The sequence below is a fragment of the Methylobacterium sp. WL7 genome (assembly GCF_008040085.1).
GTDB lineage: Bacteria > Pseudomonadota > Alphaproteobacteria > Rhizobiales > Beijerinckiaceae > Methylobacterium > Methylobacterium mesophilicum.
In genome coordinates this window covers 14,841-30,784 of the sequence record NZ_VRVG01000063.1, presented here as the reverse complement: position 1 = coordinate 30,784, position 15,944 = coordinate 14,841, and the positions used below count along the sequence as shown (strand labels likewise).

12 protein-coding genes are annotated in these 15,944 nt (G+C 71.0%); 8 read left to right on the top strand and 4 right to left on the bottom strand.

Features of this window, described 5'->3' with window-relative positions; all coding sequences use genetic code 11:
- Positions 1 to 559 precede the first annotated feature (559 nt).
- Positions 560 to 742 (bottom strand): hypothetical protein, encoded by a 183-nt coding sequence (locus tag FV233_RS16725; RefSeq protein ID WP_147857491.1) that lies wholly within the window; start codon positions 740 to 742, stop codon positions 560 to 562.
- 313 nt (positions 743 to 1,055) lie between these two features.
- Between FV233_RS16725 and FV233_RS16720 the strand changes: the two genes are divergently transcribed.
- The 4 genes from FV233_RS16720 (at position 1,056) to FV233_RS16705 (ending at position 6,692) form a co-directional block, all read left to right on the top strand.
- A complete protein-coding gene (locus FV233_RS16720) occupies positions 1,056 to 2,228 on the top strand; it encodes an efflux RND transporter periplasmic adaptor subunit (protein WP_238261714.1) in 1,173 nt (390 codons plus the stop codon).
- A 10-nt stretch (positions 2,229 to 2,238) separates the two neighbouring features.
- Positions 2,239 to 5,379: an efflux RND transporter permease subunit gene (locus FV233_RS16715; RefSeq protein WP_147898108.1), complete on the top strand. Its 3,141-nt coding sequence runs from the start codon at positions 2,239 to 2,241 to the stop codon at positions 5,377 to 5,379.
- An 83-nt stretch (positions 5,380 to 5,462) separates the two neighbouring features.
- Positions 5,463 to 6,020 carry a DUF4337 domain-containing protein gene (locus tag FV233_RS16710; RefSeq protein WP_147854618.1) on the top strand — a complete coding sequence of 186 codons (558 nt, stop codon included), beginning with the start codon at positions 5,463 to 5,465 and terminating at the stop codon, positions 6,018 to 6,020.
- Positions 6,021 to 6,158: 138 nt separating this feature from the next.
- Positions 6,159 to 6,692, top strand: a complete 534-nt coding sequence (locus FV233_RS16705) for a phosphate-starvation-inducible PsiE family protein (RefSeq protein ID WP_147854619.1) — start codon at positions 6,159 to 6,161, stop codon at positions 6,690 to 6,692.
- Between the two features lie 6 nt (positions 6,693 to 6,698).
- Here FV233_RS16705 and FV233_RS16700 read toward each other — a convergent pair whose 3' ends face one another.
- Positions 6,699 to 7,217, bottom strand: coding sequence for a TspO/MBR family protein (locus FV233_RS16700; RefSeq protein WP_147898107.1), 519 nt, complete (start codon positions 7,215 to 7,217; stop codon positions 6,699 to 6,701).
- 137 nt (positions 7,218 to 7,354) lie between these two features.
- Here FV233_RS16700 and FV233_RS16695 point away from each other — a divergent pair, with 137 nt between their 5' ends.
- The 4 genes from FV233_RS16695 to FV233_RS16680 all read left to right on the top strand — a co-directional run bounded on the left by FV233_RS16695 (position 7,355) and on the right by FV233_RS16680 (position 11,486).
- Positions 7,355 to 8,557: an aminotransferase class V-fold PLP-dependent enzyme gene (locus tag FV233_RS16695; RefSeq protein WP_147898106.1), complete on the top strand. Its 1,203-nt coding sequence runs from the start codon at positions 7,355 to 7,357 to the stop codon at positions 8,555 to 8,557.
- Between the two features lie 91 nt (positions 8,558 to 8,648).
- On the top strand, positions 8,649 to 9,122 hold the full coding sequence (locus tag FV233_RS16690) for a hypothetical protein (RefSeq protein ID WP_147854622.1): 474 nt from the start codon (positions 8,649 to 8,651) through the stop codon (positions 9,120 to 9,122).
- 95 nt (positions 9,123 to 9,217) lie between these two features.
- Positions 9,218 to 10,147 (top strand): AEC family transporter, encoded by a 930-nt coding sequence (locus tag FV233_RS16685; RefSeq protein WP_147898105.1) that lies wholly within the window; start codon positions 9,218 to 9,220, stop codon positions 10,145 to 10,147.
- 109 nt (positions 10,148 to 10,256) lie between these two features.
- On the top strand, positions 10,257 to 11,486 hold the full coding sequence (locus FV233_RS16680) for an acyl-CoA dehydrogenase (RefSeq protein ID WP_147898104.1): 1,230 nt from the start codon (positions 10,257 to 10,259) through the stop codon (positions 11,484 to 11,486).
- Positions 11,487 to 11,926: 440 nt separating this feature from the next.
- Here the strand turns inward: FV233_RS16680 and FV233_RS16670 are convergent, their stop codons facing one another.
- On the bottom strand, positions 11,927 to 12,418 hold the full coding sequence (locus FV233_RS16670) for a VOC family protein (RefSeq protein ID WP_147898102.1): 492 nt from the start codon (positions 12,416 to 12,418) through the stop codon (positions 11,927 to 11,929).
- Positions 12,419 to 12,506: 88 nt separating this feature from the next.
- A complete protein-coding gene (addB, locus tag FV233_RS16665; protein WP_147898101.1) occupies positions 12,507 to 15,719 on the bottom strand; it encodes a double-strand break repair protein AddB in 3,213 nt (1,070 codons plus the stop codon).
- Between the last annotated feature and the right edge of the window lie 225 nt (positions 15,720 to 15,944).

The following is a 15,944-nucleotide window of genomic DNA, read 5'->3' as shown; positions in this document are numbered from 1 at the left end:
CCTCTCCCGACCCCCTTTGGGGGCCACCCTCCCCCGCACAGGGGGGAGGGAAAGCCGCGGTGCCTCCCGTGTATTCTGCAGACCCGATGTGTGAATCCGCTAGCCCGCACGGGAGAGGAGGCATGTCGCGCTCCATCATCGACCTCGAGCCCAAACCTTCGGGGGGACGTCCCACATGGGATCGCGAGCCTGGATGAACCTCCTGAGGTCTGCTGAAGCGTCATCGTCTGTCGCCAGCGATGAATCGAAAGACTCACAGCCTCTGAGGCGGCGCAGCGAAGCGACTGAGTGCAGCGGGCGCTCGACCGCGACCCCTACCTCCACCCCGTCAGTCCGGGGCGCCGCAGGCGAACCCTGAACCCGGAGCCGCCGACAGCGCGAGATCCTGCGCGACCTGCGTTTCCGGATTCCGGACTCTGCTTCGCGGACCCGGGATGACTGAAGGAGCCGGCTCAGCGTCTTTCAGGGCTGACACCGATGCTCGCCGAGCAGACATAAGAAAGGCGTCCGTCATGGATGACGGACGCCTTTCGCTCGCTTCGCGATGGCAAAGACTGTCTTAAGAAATCAGGTCCAGCTTGGCGGCCTCGAGTCCGGTGTCGCGGATCGTGTCGGGCAGGGCCGAGAAGTCGCGGTATCCGGCCTCGCGGGCCATGGCGTCGAGTGCCGTCTGCGCGTCGTCGGCCGCACCGGTCCAGACCACGGCGCCGCTCTTCGTCTGCTTGATCTGAAAGATGCTCATCGAATCCTCCCCGGTCGCACGAAGACCATCGGACTAATAACGGCCCATCGCGGCGACGGTTGCAGGTCGGAGGCGGTCAAACGCTGCTGTTTTCATCTGCACCCCACCTGCGGCTCCAGGCTCCGGGGACGGACTTGTACGAAGCCGCTATGCTGGTTCGATCGAGAGTGCCCGCGCCATGAAAACGCCGATCTGCACAGCGACGGAGGGGCAGCACCAGTACAACCCCGCCAGCGAGGCTTCCGTTTTGCCGATCATGTCCGGGCGCGCGTGCCGCCTCAGCGTCCTGTGCGGGCTCCTGATCCTGGCAGCAATGCCGGCCCGCGCCGTCGAGACGGCCGCGGTCCCCGACGCCTCCGCCATCGCCCCCGCGGTCACGGTCGTCCCGGTCCAGCGCCGCGAGATCGTGGAGCGCGCCGTCGTCACCGGAACGCTGGTCCCCCGGGACGAGATCCTGGTCGCCCCGGAGGTCGAGGGCCTGCGCATCACCGAATTGCTGGTCGAGGAAGGGGATCGCGTCACCAAGGGCCAGGTGCTCGCGCGGCTGTCCCAGGAGATGATCGTCACCCAGGAGGCCTCGAACGTCGCCGCGGTCGCCCGGGCCGAGGCGGCCATCGTCCAGGCCCGGAGCCAGATCGTCCAGGCCGAGGCCGCCAGCGTCGAAGCCAAACAATCGCTGGAGCGCGCCCAGTCGCTGGCCAAGACCGGCAACGCCACCGCGGCCGTGCTGGAACAGCGCGTCTCGGCCGCGCAGGGGGCCGAGGGCCGCCTGGCCGCCGCCAAGGGCGGGCTGCAATCGGCCCAGGCCGACCTCGCCACCGCGCGGGCGGCCGGATCCGAGATCGCCCTGCGCCGCGCCCGCACCGACATCCGCGCCCCCGAGGCCGGCATCGTCAACCGCCGCACCGCCCGGGTCGGCGCCTCGGTCACGGCGGCGGGGGAGCCGCTGTTCCGCCTCATCGCCCGCGGCGAGATCGAGCTGGAGGGCGAGGTGCCCGAGACCGCGCTCGCCCGCATCAAGGTCGGCGATCCGGCGAGCCTCGATCTCGACGACGGCCGCCAGCTGCGCGGCAAGGTCCGCCGGGTCTACCCGGAGGTCGACCGGGCGACCCGGCTCGGCAAGGTCCGCATCCGCCTCTCCGACGATCCGGCCCTGCGCATCGGCGCCTTCGCCCGCGGCAACGTGGAGGTGGCGCGCCGGGAGGGTCTCGCGGTCCCGGTCTCCAGCCTGCTCTACGCGGCGGACGGCAGGGCCAGCGTGCTGGTCGCCAAGGACGGGCGGGTCGAGGCGCGCGCCGTCACCTCCGGCCTCACCTCCGAGGGCTTCACCGAGATCCGGTCGGGCGTCGCGGCCGGCGAGAGCGTCGTGGCCCGGGCCGGCAGTTTCTTACGCGACGGCGACCGGGTGCGGGCGGTCTCTGCTCCCACAAACACGCCCATGAGCGCGCCCGTCAGCGCCCCGATGGCCGACGCGGCCCCGCGGTAGGACCAGAGACATGCGCCTCAACGTCTCCGCCTGGGCGATCCGGAAGCCGCTGCCCTCGGTGGTGCTGTTCCTGGTCCTGATGATCCTGGGGCTAGTCAGCTTCCGCGCCCTGCCGATCACCCGGTTCCCGAACATCGACATCCCGATCGTCTCGGTGACGATCACCCAGTCCGGCGCGGCGCCGGCCGAGTTGCAGACCCAGGTCACCAAGTGGGTGGAGGATTCCGTCGCCGGGGTGAAGGGCGTCAAGCACATCCTGTCCACCATCACCGAGGGCATCTCGACCACGACGATCGAGTTCCGCCTGGAGGTGAACCAGGACCGGGCGACCAACGACGTCAAGGACGCGCTCAGCAAGATCCGGCAGAACCTGCCGCGGACCATCGACGAGCCGATCGTCTCCCGGGTCGAGATCGCCGGCCTGCCGATCATGGTCTACGGCGCCTCCGCGCCCGCGATGACGCCCGAGGACCTGTCGTGGTTCGTGGACGACGTGGTCGCCCGGGGCCTGCAGAGCGTGAAGGGCGTCGGCGGCGTCGAGCGCCTGGGCGGCGTCGCCCGGGAGATCCGGGTCACCCTGAAGCCCGACCGCCTGCTGGCGCTCGGCATCACCGCGGCGGACGTGAACCGGCAGCTGCGCCTGACGTCGGCCGACATGGCGGGCGGGCGCGGCGAGGTCGGCGGGCAGGAGCAGTCGATCCGCGCGCTCGCCGCCTCGGCGAGCCTCGACACCCTGGCCAAGACCTCGATCGTGGTGCCGGGCAACCGCAAGGTCCGGCTCGACGAGCTGGCGACCCTGTCGGACACCGCCGAGGAGCCGCGCACCTTCGCGCGCTTCAACGGCGAGCCGGTGGTGGCCTTCGCGGTCTCCCGGGCCAGCGGCGCCAGCGACGCCGACGTCTCGGTCGGGGTCGCCAAGAAGATCGCCGCGCTCCACGCGGCCAACCCGGACGTGCGGTTCGACCTGATCGACACCAGCGTCGTCAACACCATCGGCAACTACCACTCGGCCATGATGGGCCTGATCGAGGGCGCGGCCCTCGCGGTCGTCGTGGTGCTGCTGTTCCTGCGCGACTGGCGCGCCACGCTGATCGCCGCCGTGGCGCTGCCGCTCTCGGTGCTGCCGACCTTCTGGGTGATGAGCACGCTCGGCTTCTCGCTCAACGCCGTGAGCCTGCTGGCGATCACGCTGGTCACCGGCATCCTGGTGGACGACGCGATCGTGGAGATCGAGAACATCGTCCGGCACATGCGGATGGGGAAATCGCCCTATCGCGCCTCGCTCGAGGCCGCCGACGAGATCGGGCTCGCGGTCATCGCCATCACGGCGACGATCATCGCGATCTTCTCGCCGGTCTCGTTCATGGGCGGCATCGCGGGCCAGTATTTCAAGCAATTCGGCCTGACCATCGCGGCCGCCGTGTTCATGTCGCTGCTGGTGGCGCGGCTGATCACGCCGCTGCTCGCCGCCTACTTCCTGCGCGACCACGGCCCCGACCACACGACGGACGGGATCGTGATGCGCGGCTACACCCGGCTGGTGGCCTGGTCGGTCCGGCACAAGTTCATCACGCTGATCCTCGGCATCGCGTGCTTTGCCGGCTCGATCGCCTCCACGGGGCTCCTGCCGGCGGGCTTCCTGCCGGCGGAGGACCAGGCCCGCACGCTGTTCGTGCTGGAGCTGCCCCCGGGCGCCCGGCTGCCCGACACGGTGAAGCTCAGCGACGCGATCGAGCAGAAGATCCGGGCGCTGCCCGAGGTGAAGAGCGTGTTCGTGGACGGCGGCCGGCAATTGCCCGGCAAGAAGGAGGTCCGGCTCGCGACGCTGACCATCAACCTCACGCCGAAGAACACCCGCCACCGCACGCAGAAGCAGGTCGACGCGGAGATCGCCGCGATCCTGCGCGAGGAGCCCGACATCCGGTTCTGGGCCCTGCGCGAGAGCGGTCAGCGCGACATGGCGCTGATCATCGCCGGGCCCGACAAGGCCGTGGTGGCCGACGTGGCGGCCAAGCTCCAGCGCGAGGCGGCTCAGATCCCGCACCTCGTCAACGTGATGTCGACGGCCCCGCTCGACCGGACCGAGATCCGCATCCGCCCCAAGCCCGGGGTCGCGGCCGATCTCGGCGTCTCCACCGACACCATCGCGGAGACCGTCCGGGTCGGGACGATCGGCGACATCGGCATGAACCTCGCCAAGTTCAACGCCACCGACCGGCAGGTGCCGATCCGGGTGCAGCTGCCCGAGAGCCTGCGCGGCCGGCTGTCCGAACTCGAGACCCTGAAGGTCCCGGTGAAGGGCGGCGCCGCGGTGCCGCTGGCGACGGTGGCCGACATCAGCCTCGGCCAGGGTCCCACCGGCATCGACCGCTACGACCGCTCCGTGCGCGTCGCCATCGAGGGCGACATGCAGGGCACCGACGCGCTGGCCGAGCTGATCAAGCAGGTCATGAACCTGCCCACCGCCAAGAACCTGCCGCCCGGGGTGACGATCAGCCAGACCGGCGACGCCGAGGTGATGGGCGAGGTGTTCGAGGGCTTCGCGCTGGCCATGGGCGCCGGCCTGATGATGGTGTTCGGCGTGCTGATCCTGCTGTTCGGCAACTTCCTGCAGCCGCTCACCATCCTGTTCTCGCTGCCGCTCTCCATCGGCGGCGCGATCCTGGCGCTGCTGATCTGCAACATGCCGATCTCGATGCCGGTGGTGATCGGCATCCTGATGCTCATGGGCGTGGTGACCAAGAACGCGATCATGCTGGTCGATTTCGCGGTCGAGCAGATCCATGCCGGGGTCGACCGCACCACCGCGATCGTCGATGCCGGCCGCAAGCGCGCCCGGCCGATCGTGATGACCACGATCGCGATGGCCGCCGGCATGGTGCCCTCCGCGATGGCGTTCGGCATCGGCGGCGAGTTCCGCGCCCCGATGGCGGTGGCGGTGATCGGCGGCCTGATCGTCTCGACCGTGCTGTCGCTGGTGTTCGTGCCGGCGATCTTCGTGCTGATGGACGACCTCTCGCGCCTGCTCGGGCGGCTGTTCGGCCGCTTCGTGGGCGAGCGGGACGACCCGCAGGACGAGCCGGGCTACGACGAGGCGCGGCATCCGGCCAATGACGGCCGGGCGCTGCCGCCGCGGATCGCCGCGGAATAGCGCAGGGCGGCCGCTTCCGCATTGCGCCCGGGGCCGCGATGGGATGTGACTCCCGCCGTCGAATCAACGGGGAATCGGGAAGCATGTCGGGTGGTCACGGGGCGATCGAGGGTTCGAACAAGCGCGTCGCGCTGCTGATCTCGATCCTGGCTTTGTTCCTCGCCTTCAGCGAGACCCTGGGCAAGGCGGCGCAGACGGATTCGATCGGCTCGAATGTCGAGGCGGCCAACCAGTGGGCCTATTTCCAGGCGCGCACGATCCGCTCGACGGTGCTCAAGACCGCCGACGAGGCGATCGCGCTGGTGCCGCCCGGCCCGAACCAGGACGCGATCGCGGCCAAGCGCGCCGAATGGGCCAAGACCCTGGCGCGCTGGGAATCCGAGCCCGCCACCGGCGAGGGCCGCAAGGAGCTGACCGCGAAGGCCCGCGCCTCCGAGGAGCGGCGCGACCTGTCGCTGCTGCGCTACCACCATTATGAATTGGCCTCCGCGGCCTTCCAGATCGGCATCGTGCTCGCCTCGGCCGAGGTGATCACCGGCATCGCCATCCTGGTCTTCGCGGGCGGGTTCCTGGGACTGGCCGGGGCGGCGCTGCTCGGCTTCGGCTACCTGGCGCCGCACGCCCTGCCGTTCTTCCACTGAAGCATCGTCCCTTCCACCAAAGCATCGTCCCGGACGGGGGTGACCCGCCCCCGGATTGATGCTCTGACTCGGTGAACGACGTGCGCGCGGCCCGGGGCCGCGACAGCCGTCACGGTTTCACCGGGGGGACGTTGCGCGATGGCCGACAGGGACGACGAACAGCAGGGGCGCCTGACGCGGATCGCCAGCGGGATCTTCCTCCACACCGAGCACGCGATCTACGCGGCGCTCGGACTGCTCCTGGCGGTCACGGCCCTTGTCGCGCTGGTCGAGGCCGCCGGGTTGACCTGGGAGGCGCTGCGCTCCCTCGGGGGCGCCACGCAGATCCTGGAGGTCATCGACCGGCTGCTGTTCCTGCTGATGCTGATCGAGATCCTGCACACCGTGCGGGTCTCGATGCGGTCCGGCAAGCTGACCTGCGAGCCGTTCCTGATCGTCGGCCTGATCGCCTCGATCCGACGGGTGCTGGTGATCACCCTGCAATCCTCGGAGATCACCCACGCCAAGGACTGGTCCCCGGAGAAGCAGGCGCTGTTCAACGCCTCGATGATCGAACTCGGCGTGCTGGCCGGGCTGATCCTCACGATGGTTCTGGCGATCTTCATGCTCCACCGCGCCCGCGACGACGGCAAGCCGGCGGGCGAGGAATCGGAGGAGCATGCCGGGGCTTGAGCCCCCTCAGTTCAACCGCAGGATCGCGGCGTTGAGCAGCGTCGCGAAGGCGACCCAGGCGGCGTAGGGCACGAGCAGCCAGGCCGCCGCCTGGTCGAACCGCCAGGTCAGGCGGATCGACCACAGCACCATCACCAGCAGCATCGCCACGACGATCAGCCCCGAGCCGATGGCGTGGGCGGTGAAGAACACCGGTGTCCAGGCCGCGTTCAGCACGAGCTGGACCAGGAAGGCGGCGAGCGCCAGCCACCAGCCCTCGCGGCTCGGACCGGTGCGGGGCATCGCGCCGAGCAGCCGCCACAGCGCGACGGCGATCATCGTGTAGAGCACCGTCCAGGCCACGGGGAAAAGCCAGTTCGGCGGGTTGAAGGACGGCTTGTTCAGGCTCGCGTACCAGCCCGGGATCTCCGCCTGGGTCGCCGCAGAGCCGATCGCGGCGGTGATCACCACCGGAACGATCGCGGCGGCCAGCCGCAGCCAGGGCGGCAGGGCCGAACCCTCGGGAACTTGTGTCGCGGCCCGCATCGTCGTTCGTTCTCCGTGGGAGCCGCGTCCCGATACGCGCCTGCGGGCTCTCGGGATGCGGCACAATCCAGATTGCACAGGTTGCAGGGACGCATGCGCCGTGGCACGCGCCCGTTTCCATCCGCCGGAATCGCCAGATGTCACAGCCTAACGCGCCGCAAGGGGATACGGATACCGGCAACGGCACGCCGGCGGGCTTCTCCCGCCGCAGCCTCGCCGCGCAGGCCATGGGCCGGATCGAGCCCGAGACCCGCGCGGTGGTGATGCCGCTGCACCTCTCCACCACGTTCATCCGCGACCCCGACAACGGCTACAGCTCGGGCTACTGCTACGCCCGGCCCGACAACGCCACCGTGCGCGAGGCCGAGGCCGTGCTGGCGATGCTGGAGGGGGCGCAGGCCGGCGCCCTGCTGTTCGGCTCCGGCATGGCGGCGGCGACCGCCGTGTTCGGCGCCCTGGAGCCGGGCGACCACGTCGTCGCCGGCACCGTGATGTACTGGGCGCTCAAGCGCTGGCTGCGCGAGGAGGCGCCCCGCCGCGGGCTGGGCCTGACCTTCGTGGACACCGACGACCTGGAGGCCCTGCGCGCCGCGATCGAGCCCGGCCGGACCAAGCTCGTCTGGATCGAGACCCCCGGCAACCCGCTCTGGACCGTGACCGACATCGCGGCCGCCGCCGAGATCGCCCACGCGGCCGGAGCGCGGCTGGCGGTCGATTCCACGGCGGCCTCGCCGGTCCACACCCGCCCGCTGGAACTCGGCGCCGACATCGTGATGCATTCCGGCACCAAGATCCTGAACGGCCATTCCGACGTGGTGGCGGGCGTGCTCGCCGGCGCGAAGGCCGACGCGTTCTGGGAGCGGATCCGGGGCATCCGCGCCGGCAGCGGCGGCATCCTCGGACCCTTCGAGGCCTACCTGCTGATGCGCTCGCTCCGGACCCTGCACCTCCGGGCCGCGGCGCAATCGGCGGGCGCCCTGCGGCTCGCCGAGCGCCTGAGCCTGCATCCGCATGTGAGCCACGTCCTGTATCCGGGCCTGCCCGACGATCCCGGGCACGCGGTGGCGCGCCGGCAGATGCAGGACGGCTTCGGCTTCATGCTGTCGATCCGGGTGGCGGGCGGCGAGGCCGCCGCGATCGCCACCGCGGCACGGGTGCGGCTGTGGAAGCGCGCGACCTCGCTCGGCGGCGTCGAGAGCCTGATCGAGCACCGGGCTTCGGTGGAGGGGCCGGGCAGCCCCTGCCCGCCTGACCTGCTGCGCCTGTCCACCGGGATCGAGGACACGCAGGACCTGTTCGACGACCTCGACCAGGCCCTGCGCGGGGCGCACGACGACTGACGCGGGCGCGCGTGGTGCCGAAAGCCGTCCTGGCGCGTTGTGCCGGCAATTCCGCCGGCGACCATCGCCACAGACCGCGAGCCTCACGATCATGCCTGTCCCCTTCCGTGCCGCCGTCCCCGGGGCGCTCGCGCTCCTGGCCCTCGCCTCCGGATCCGCCCGGGCCGACACGGTGCCGAACCTCGACGTGGAGTCGACCTGCAAGTCGGCGCAGGTCGCCAACACCTCGATCAGCGATCAGGCCAACTACGACGGCTGCCTCCGGTCCGAGCGGGAGGCCAAGCGCCAGGCCGCGAACAACTGGGGCAACTACAGCCCCGCGGCCAAGCGCCAGTGCGAGAACCAGTTCAAGGCCGGGGGCTACCCGTCCTACGTCGAGATGGTGACCTGCCTGGAACTGGCCTCCGGCTCGGTGCCGACCCAGTCCGGCCAGGGCGGAACGGCCACCAGCGGCCCCGGCGCGCCCAAGGACGGCACGGCGCCTCGGGAAGGCGGCGCCAACCTGACCAAGGAGCCGCCCGCCAGCCAGCGCACGAACCCGATCGAGGTTCTGGAGAACAAGTAGGCCGCATACCAAGCCCCCGGCGCGCCCGGGGGCGCAAAAGCCGGCCGCATCATGGTATGCGCGGGTTCCCCCCGCGCGCAGCCCCCACCCGATCCGTGAACGCCCTCGCCATCATCGCCCCGATCTTCGGGATCGTCCTGATCGGCTGGGGCGCGGCGCTCACCGGCCTGCTCTCCGACAAGGTGAGCGACGGCCTGTCGGAATACGTGTTCGCGGTGGCGGTGCCGGCCCTGATCATCGCCACGCTGACCCGGCCCGGGATGACCGGCGAGATCGCCTGGACCTACTGGGCCGCCTATTTCGGCGGGGCGGGCGTGTCCTGGTTCGTCGGCACGCTGATCGCCCGGCGGCGCGCCGGGATCGAAAGGCGCGGCGCGATCCTGCACGGCTTCGCGGCCAGCCAGTCGAACACCGTGTTCGTCGGCGTGCCGATGATCCTCCAGGCCTACGGCGAGGACGGCGCCTTTCCGCTGTTCATGCTGCTCGCCGTCCACCTTCCGCTGATGATGGGCTGCGCCACCTTCCTGATCGAGTCCGATTCCGGCCTGCCGGTCCTGGCGCGCCTCCGCGGCCTCGGCCTGGTCCTGCTCAAGAATCCGATCTTCGTGGCGCTCCTGATCGGCATGGCCATGAAGGGTCTCGGAATCACCCCGGCCGGGATCCCCAAGGCCCTGATCGATGCCTTCGCGGGCACCGCCTCGACCTGCGCGCTGGTGGCGCTCGGCGCGGGGCTCAAGCGCTACCGGGTGCTGTTCGACCTCAAGGGCGCGCTGGTGATCGCGTGCCTGAAGAACCTGCTGCACCCGCTGGCCGTGTGGGTGCTCGCCTTCCACGTCTTCAAGATGCCGACGGCCTACGCGGGCGTCGCCACCCTGTTCGCCGCCATGCCGGTGGGGATCAACGCCTACCTGCTGGCGGCGCGCTACCGGACCGAGACCGGGATGGTCGCGGCCTCGGTGCTGGTCTCGACCCTGATGGCGCCGTTGACGACGCTCCTGTGGCTGGCGATCCTCGGCCGGGCGTGACGCTCGGAGCCCAGCGTCACCGGGCGCATTGGACGGCAGGCCGTCCGGGTCTAGGTTGACGTCAAGCGCGGGGCCGAAGCCCGCCACACCCTGTCGGCGAGGAAATCCCATGAACGCTCCGATGCGCCCCCCGGGCAGCGCCTCCCCGTCCGCCCCGGCCTCGGCGCGCTTCGTCTGGGAGGACCCGTTCCTGCTGGACGACCAGCTCACCGAGGACGAGCGGGCGATCCGCGACGTGGCCCAGAGCTTCGCGCAGGAGCAGCTCCTGCCCGGCATCGTCGAAGCCTACGCCGAGGAGAAGACCGATCCCGGGCTGTTCCGGAAGATGGGGGAGCTCGGCCTGCTCGGCGTGACCCTGCCGGAGGAATACGGCTGCGCCGGCGCCTCCTACGTCGCCTACGGGCTGGTGGCGCGGGCCGTCGAGGCGGTGGATTCCGGCTACCGCTCGATGATGAGCGTGCAATCCTCGCTGGTGATGTACCCGATCCACGCCTACGGCTCGGAAGCGCAGCGCCAGAAATTCCTGCCCAAGCTCGCCTCGGGCGAGTGGATCGGCTGCTTCGGCCTGACCGAACCCGATGCCGGCTCCGATCCCGCCGGCATGAAGACCAAGGCGGAGAAGATCGACGGCGGCTACCGGATCTCGGGCGCCAAGATGTGGATCTCGAACGCCCCCTTCGCGGACGTGTTCGTGGTCTGGGCGAAGTCCGACGCGCATGAGGGCGCGATCCGCGGCTTCCTGCTCGAGAAGGGCATGAAGGGCCTCTCCGCGCCGACCCTGAAGGGCAAGCTGTCCCTGCGCGCCTCCACCACCGGCGAGATCGTCATGGAGGGCGTCGAGGTCGGCGAGGACGCGCTGCTCCCCGACGTCTCGGGGCTGAAAGGTCCGTTCGGCTGCCTCAACCGGGCGCGCTACGGCATCTCCTGGGGGGCGATGGGCGCCGCGGAGGATTGCTGGCACCGGGCGCGCAACTACACCCTGGAGCGCAAGCAGTTCGGTCGGCCCCTGGCGCAAACGCAGTTGGTCCAGAAAAAGCTCGCCGACATGCAGACCGAGATCACCCTCGGGCTTCAGGCCTCCCTGCGGGTCGGGCGGCTGATGGACGAGGGCCGGATGGCCCCCGAGATGATCTCGCTGATCAAGCGCAACAATTGCGGCAAGGCCCTCGATATCGCCCGCACCGCCCGCGACATGCACGGCGGCAACGGCATCATGGGCGAGTACCACGTGATGCGCCACGCCCAGAACCTCGAGACGGTGAACACCTACGAGGGCACCCACGACGTCCACGCGCTGATCCTGGGCCGGGCGCAAACGGGGCTGCAGGCGTTTTTTTGAGAGCGCGACAGCACTGTTTCCGGACGCGCAGGTCTTGCGCGACGAAGCATTCGGGGCCTTCAGCGGACGAGGCGCTCCGGATCTGCCATGCGCCCTCCCCCGCAGAGCTGCGGCCTACACAGTTTTGAGGCACCGGCGCTCCTGCACGCCGCGACGCGCGCCCTCTCCCGTGCGGGAGAGGGTTGGGGTGAGGGACCGGGGCTTTCCGGACAGGTCGCATCCCTCACCCTGTCCCTCTCCCGTGCGGGAGAGGGGACCCGCGCCTCCTCCGCCAGCGGCAGGACCACGGCTCTGACCGAAACCTGTATAGCCCGTAGCCCGCAAAGGGGGGAGGGAGAGAGGCGGAGCCGCTCATGCGCATCCTCCATCAATGTCGTGGCTATCCGGCAAACCATTCCGGAGCGGGAATCCAGCCCGTCCGTTCGACGCCCGAAGCGCCTTCACCCCCCACTCGCAGGGCGAACGCCGACACTTTCTGCGAGGCGGACGAGGTATCCGTCGGGATCCTGCACGAGGCATTCCCGCTGGCCATGGTCGGTGTCTCCGACCCTGTACCAAGCGTGGCGCGGAGCCTCGTAAAGCGGCCAGCCCGCCCCTTCGAGGGCGGCCAGAACTGGATCCAGCGGCTCGACTTTCGTCTGGAAATTGACGCCCCGGCCGAACGGGTAGCGCAGCTCGGCGGTCTCCCAGCTTCCGTTAAGCTGACACAGCATGACCTGCGCGAAACCGCGGCTCAGATAGGCAAAGCGCGCGGCCGGCCGGTCATAGGCGACCGCGAAACCGAGCAGGCCGCACCAGAAGCACAAGCTCACATCGAGATCCGTAACGCCAAGTTCCGGAACGAGCGCCGCAAAACCGCCCTTTGGAGGGGTTCCCGAACCAACGGACCGCGCTCGGGCCGTGGGGTCGGCCAGGGGCTTCGTTTCGGGCATGGGACCTCTCCGGCGTTGTCACGTCAGGCGGACTGGCGGGGCCTCCTGAGTCGGACTCGATCTTACCGCGGTCCGCTGTCGGACCGGCTCACTCCCCACCCTCCTCCCCACCCAGCGACCATTCCAGCACCCGCGCCAGGTGATCGTAGGCCCCGTACTGGCTGGCATATTGCGGGTACGGCCTGGCCGTGTAGGCCGCATCGCCGGTCATGAACCGGGCGACCAGCCCCTTCAGGCGGGTGGCGTGCTCGGCGACGATCGCGTCGACGCTGCGCTCCTCGCCGCGGGGCGGCTTGACCGGCATCGGGACGAACGGCTTCCGGCCGCCCGAGGCGTGGACGTAGAGCAGGTCAGGCGTGGTCTTGACCGGCGGCACCCCGTCGAAGGCGCCGTGCATCAGCATCGCCGCCTCCAGGGTCAGCTGCGGCGAGAACCCGGTAAAGATCATCTTGGCCGAGGGCGGCGTGCCGGTCTTGTAGTCGACGATGCAGGCGGTGCCGTCCGGGCGCAGCTCGATCCGGTCGGCCCGGGCCCGCAGGGTGAAGCTCTCGCGGCCCATGGGGATCACCCAGCGCCCGGACACCTCCGGGTGGATGCGGCGCAGGACCGGCCGGCGCTGCGCCTCCCAGGCGAGGTAGGCGGCGGCCATGCGCTCGTAGCGCGGCCACCACTCGGCGTAGAGTTCCGGATAGGTGTCGGCGATCTCGCCGAACGCGTTGGTGGCGATGGCGAGCAGGCGCTCCTCCGGCTGCCCGGGCAAGCCCTGCGGATGGGCGCTGGCGAACTCCGAGAAGATGTCGTGCACGAGGGAGCCGCGGGTCGCCACGCTCGGCACCGCGGCCAGCGGCTCCAGGGGGTCGAGCCCGAGCACGTGGCGGGCGAAGATGCTGTAGGGGTCGCGCACCAGCGTCTCGATCTCGGTGACGCTGAGCGAGCGCGGGAACAGGGCCGGGTCGGGCTTCGGCGCCGGGCGCTTCAGCCGCTTCTCGGGGGGGGCCGCGTCGAGGCGGGCGGCCAGGCCGGAAAAGCGCCGGCCGGCCTCCAGCACCGCCTCCCAGCGCGCGTCGCCCGCAAACGCGCGCAGGCGCTGGATCAGGCGCGACGGCACGGTCGGCGAACCCTCGCGCTTGAGCGCCCGGGTGATCACCGCGTCGCGGCAGCCCAGCGCCTGCACGAAGTCGTGCGCCATCTGGCCGATCCGGCGCTCGGGCGGGTTCAGGCCGACCCGCTCGCGCATCGGCCGGTTGAGGAACGCGTCGGTCAGGGTCCGCACCGGCCAGACGCCCTCGTCGAGCCCGCCGAGCACCACCCGGTCCACCGACAGCAATCGCGCCTCCAGGAGGCCGAGGATGCGCAGGCGCGGATGCGGCGCCTCGCCGGAGCAGCCGACCAGGCGCTCCCGGGCGAGCGATGTGAAGAAGGTCGCGTAGTCGTCGAACCGCCCCGGCATCAGGCCGGGCTCGGCCATCTCCAGATCGTCGAACAGGGCATCGAGGCAGGACAGGGAGCCGTCCTCGGCCTGTTCAGGGACGTCGTGAGGGGCGTCTTGCGGCGTGACTTGCGGGCCGTCCTCCGGGCCGGCGATCAGCCCGTCGCAGGCGGCGCGGTGCAGGGCCGCGGTGGCGACGAGATCGCAGTCGGCGGCGCCGTCCGGGCCTGGGAATTCCGCAAAAACCTGCTCCAGCCGGGCGAGCAGGTCGGCGGCGAGATCCCAGTCGATGTCCTTCAGGCGGCGCTTGGCCCGGGGGCGGCGCTCCAGAGGCCCGACCCGCTCGGCCGCCAGCGCATTCCGCAGCCCGGAAAAACCCGGGGCCGGGACGGGACCGCGCAGCAGCCCGATCTCCAGGGCGGCGGCGCCGCGCACCACGTCGCACCGGGGCAGGCCGAGGCGGACCATCGGGTGCGACAGCAGCGCGATCAGCCGGGCCGGGATCGCGTCGGCCTGGTTGCGGGCGAGGTCGGCGGCCAGCTCCGCGGTGAGCCGGGCGAGGCGCCCGGCCGGGCTTCCGGCGAGCGCCAGCCCGGCCGAATCCTCGGCGACGATGCCCCAGCGCAGCAGCTCCACCGCGACCCGCCCGGCGAGACCGCGATCGGGCGTGACCAGGGCCGCGGTGGCGCCCGGGACCTGAAGCGTCTCGCGCAGGGCCAGCGCCGCGACCAGCGCCTCCTCCCGCTCGTCGGCGGCCTCCGTCAGGGCCAACCCCGCGAGGCCGTCCTCGGCGATCGCGTCGCGCTTGTCCGGGTCGAGGTCGGCCCAGGCATCGGTGGTGTCGGCCGGGCGCAGGGCCTGCGACAGCAGGGCGGCCCGGGCCGCCTGTCCAAGATCGGGTTCCCCCAGGGCGACGACGTCCGTGCGCGGCAAAGCGAGGTTGTCCGGCCCGAGCAGCCGGTGCAGCACCGCCTGGGGGTGACCGTGGGCGATCACCCGGGAAAACCCCTCGCCGGTGTCGATGCCGGACCAGCCGGCCTCGTCGAGGTCGAGGTCGAGCCCGGGCAGGACCACGGCGCCCCGGGGCAGCTTCGCCACCGCCGCGATCAGACGGGCGGTGGCGGGCACGGAGCCCAGCGATCCGGCGACGATGACGGGATCCGTCGGCGCGGTCCGCGCCAGGCGCCGGCCCTCGGCGAGGACGAGGCCGCGGGCGCGGGCGACCGGATCGGACAGGCCGCGCTCGGCCAGGAGCTTCGGCCAGTTCTCGGCGGCGATCTTCACGAAATCCAGGGTCAGGCCGAAATAGCGTGAATACTCGGCCTCCACGGCGGCGCCGATCTCCGACCAGGGCAGGCCCTCGACGGTGAGCGCATCCATCAGTCGTTCGAGATCGCCCGCCAGCCCGACCGCGTCGGCGGGGGAGGACGGCACGAGGAACGGCACCTCGGCGTCCAGGGGCAGCAGGGTGCGGTCCACGGATTTCGCCCAGGCCTGGACCAGGCGGGCGAGGATCAGCCGGCGCTCCAGCGGCGGCATCGGCGTGCTGAGGGGATCGTTGTCCTCCAGCAGCGGCTCGGAAGCGAGGTCGAGTTCGGCCTCGTCGGCCTCGCCCAGCGGGATCATCCGGGGCAGCAGCGCCGCGTAGCCCGGCGCGCCCCGCTCATGGGCCCGCCGGCCGAGCCGCTCGGCCAGGATGGCGCCCAGCGCCCGCGCGGCCCGGCGGGTCGGCAGGTAGATCGTGACCGATGCCAGCGCCAGCGGATCCTCCGCCACCGGCCCGACCAGCCGGCCGGACAGCAGCGCCTCGGCGAGCGCCGGCAGGAACGGGACGCCCCGGGTGATCGTGAAGACGGCCTGCCGCTCTGACATGGAGCGCCTTGTACGCGCGCGCGTTCGGTGGGGACAGGGGCGTGCGACGCTGGCGAGCGCACGCCGTCATTCATTGCGAGCGGTGGCGCAGCGTTCCGTCTCTTACCCGCCGATGGAGCGAAGGCACTCCGAAATAGAATGTCTTCCGGACGCGTTAGAATTCCTGGGTCGTTGCATCACCCGCCTTGTCATCCCGGGGCCGCGCAGCGGAGCCCGGGATCCATA

Bases quoted from the DNA above. Each gene is read 5' to 3' on its own strand.
- FV233_RS16725 (WP_147857491.1), bottom strand. From the start codon at position 742: ATGAGCATCTTTCAGATCAAGCAGACGAAGAGCGGCGCCGTGGTCTGG.
- FV233_RS16720 (WP_238261714.1), top strand. From the start codon at position 1,056: ATGCCGGCCCGCGCCGTCGAGACGGCCGCGGTCCCCGACGCCTCCGCC.
- FV233_RS16715 (WP_147898108.1), top strand. From the start codon at position 2,239: ATGCGCCTCAACGTCTCCGCCTGGGCGATCCGGAAGCCGCTGCCCTCG.
- FV233_RS16710 (WP_147854618.1), top strand. From the start codon at position 5,463: ATGTCGGGTGGTCACGGGGCGATCGAGGGTTCGAACAAGCGCGTCGCG.
- FV233_RS16705 (WP_147854619.1), top strand. From the start codon at position 6,159: ATGGCCGACAGGGACGACGAACAGCAGGGGCGCCTGACGCGGATCGCC.
- FV233_RS16700 (WP_147898107.1), bottom strand. From the start codon at position 7,217: ATGCGGGCCGCGACACAAGTTCCCGAGGGTTCGGCCCTGCCGCCCTGG.
- FV233_RS16695 (WP_147898106.1), top strand. From the start codon at position 7,355: ATGTCACAGCCTAACGCGCCGCAAGGGGATACGGATACCGGCAACGGC.
- FV233_RS16690 (WP_147854622.1), top strand. From the start codon at position 8,649: ATGCCTGTCCCCTTCCGTGCCGCCGTCCCCGGGGCGCTCGCGCTCCTG.
- FV233_RS16680 (WP_147898104.1), top strand. From the start codon at position 10,257: ATGAACGCTCCGATGCGCCCCCCGGGCAGCGCCTCCCCGTCCGCCCCG.
- FV233_RS16670 (WP_147898102.1), bottom strand. From the start codon at position 12,418: ATGCCCGAAACGAAGCCCCTGGCCGACCCCACGGCCCGAGCGCGGTCC.
- addB (WP_147898101.1), bottom strand. From the start codon at position 15,719: ATGTCAGAGCGGCAGGCCGTCTTCACGATCACCCGGGGCGTCCCGTTC.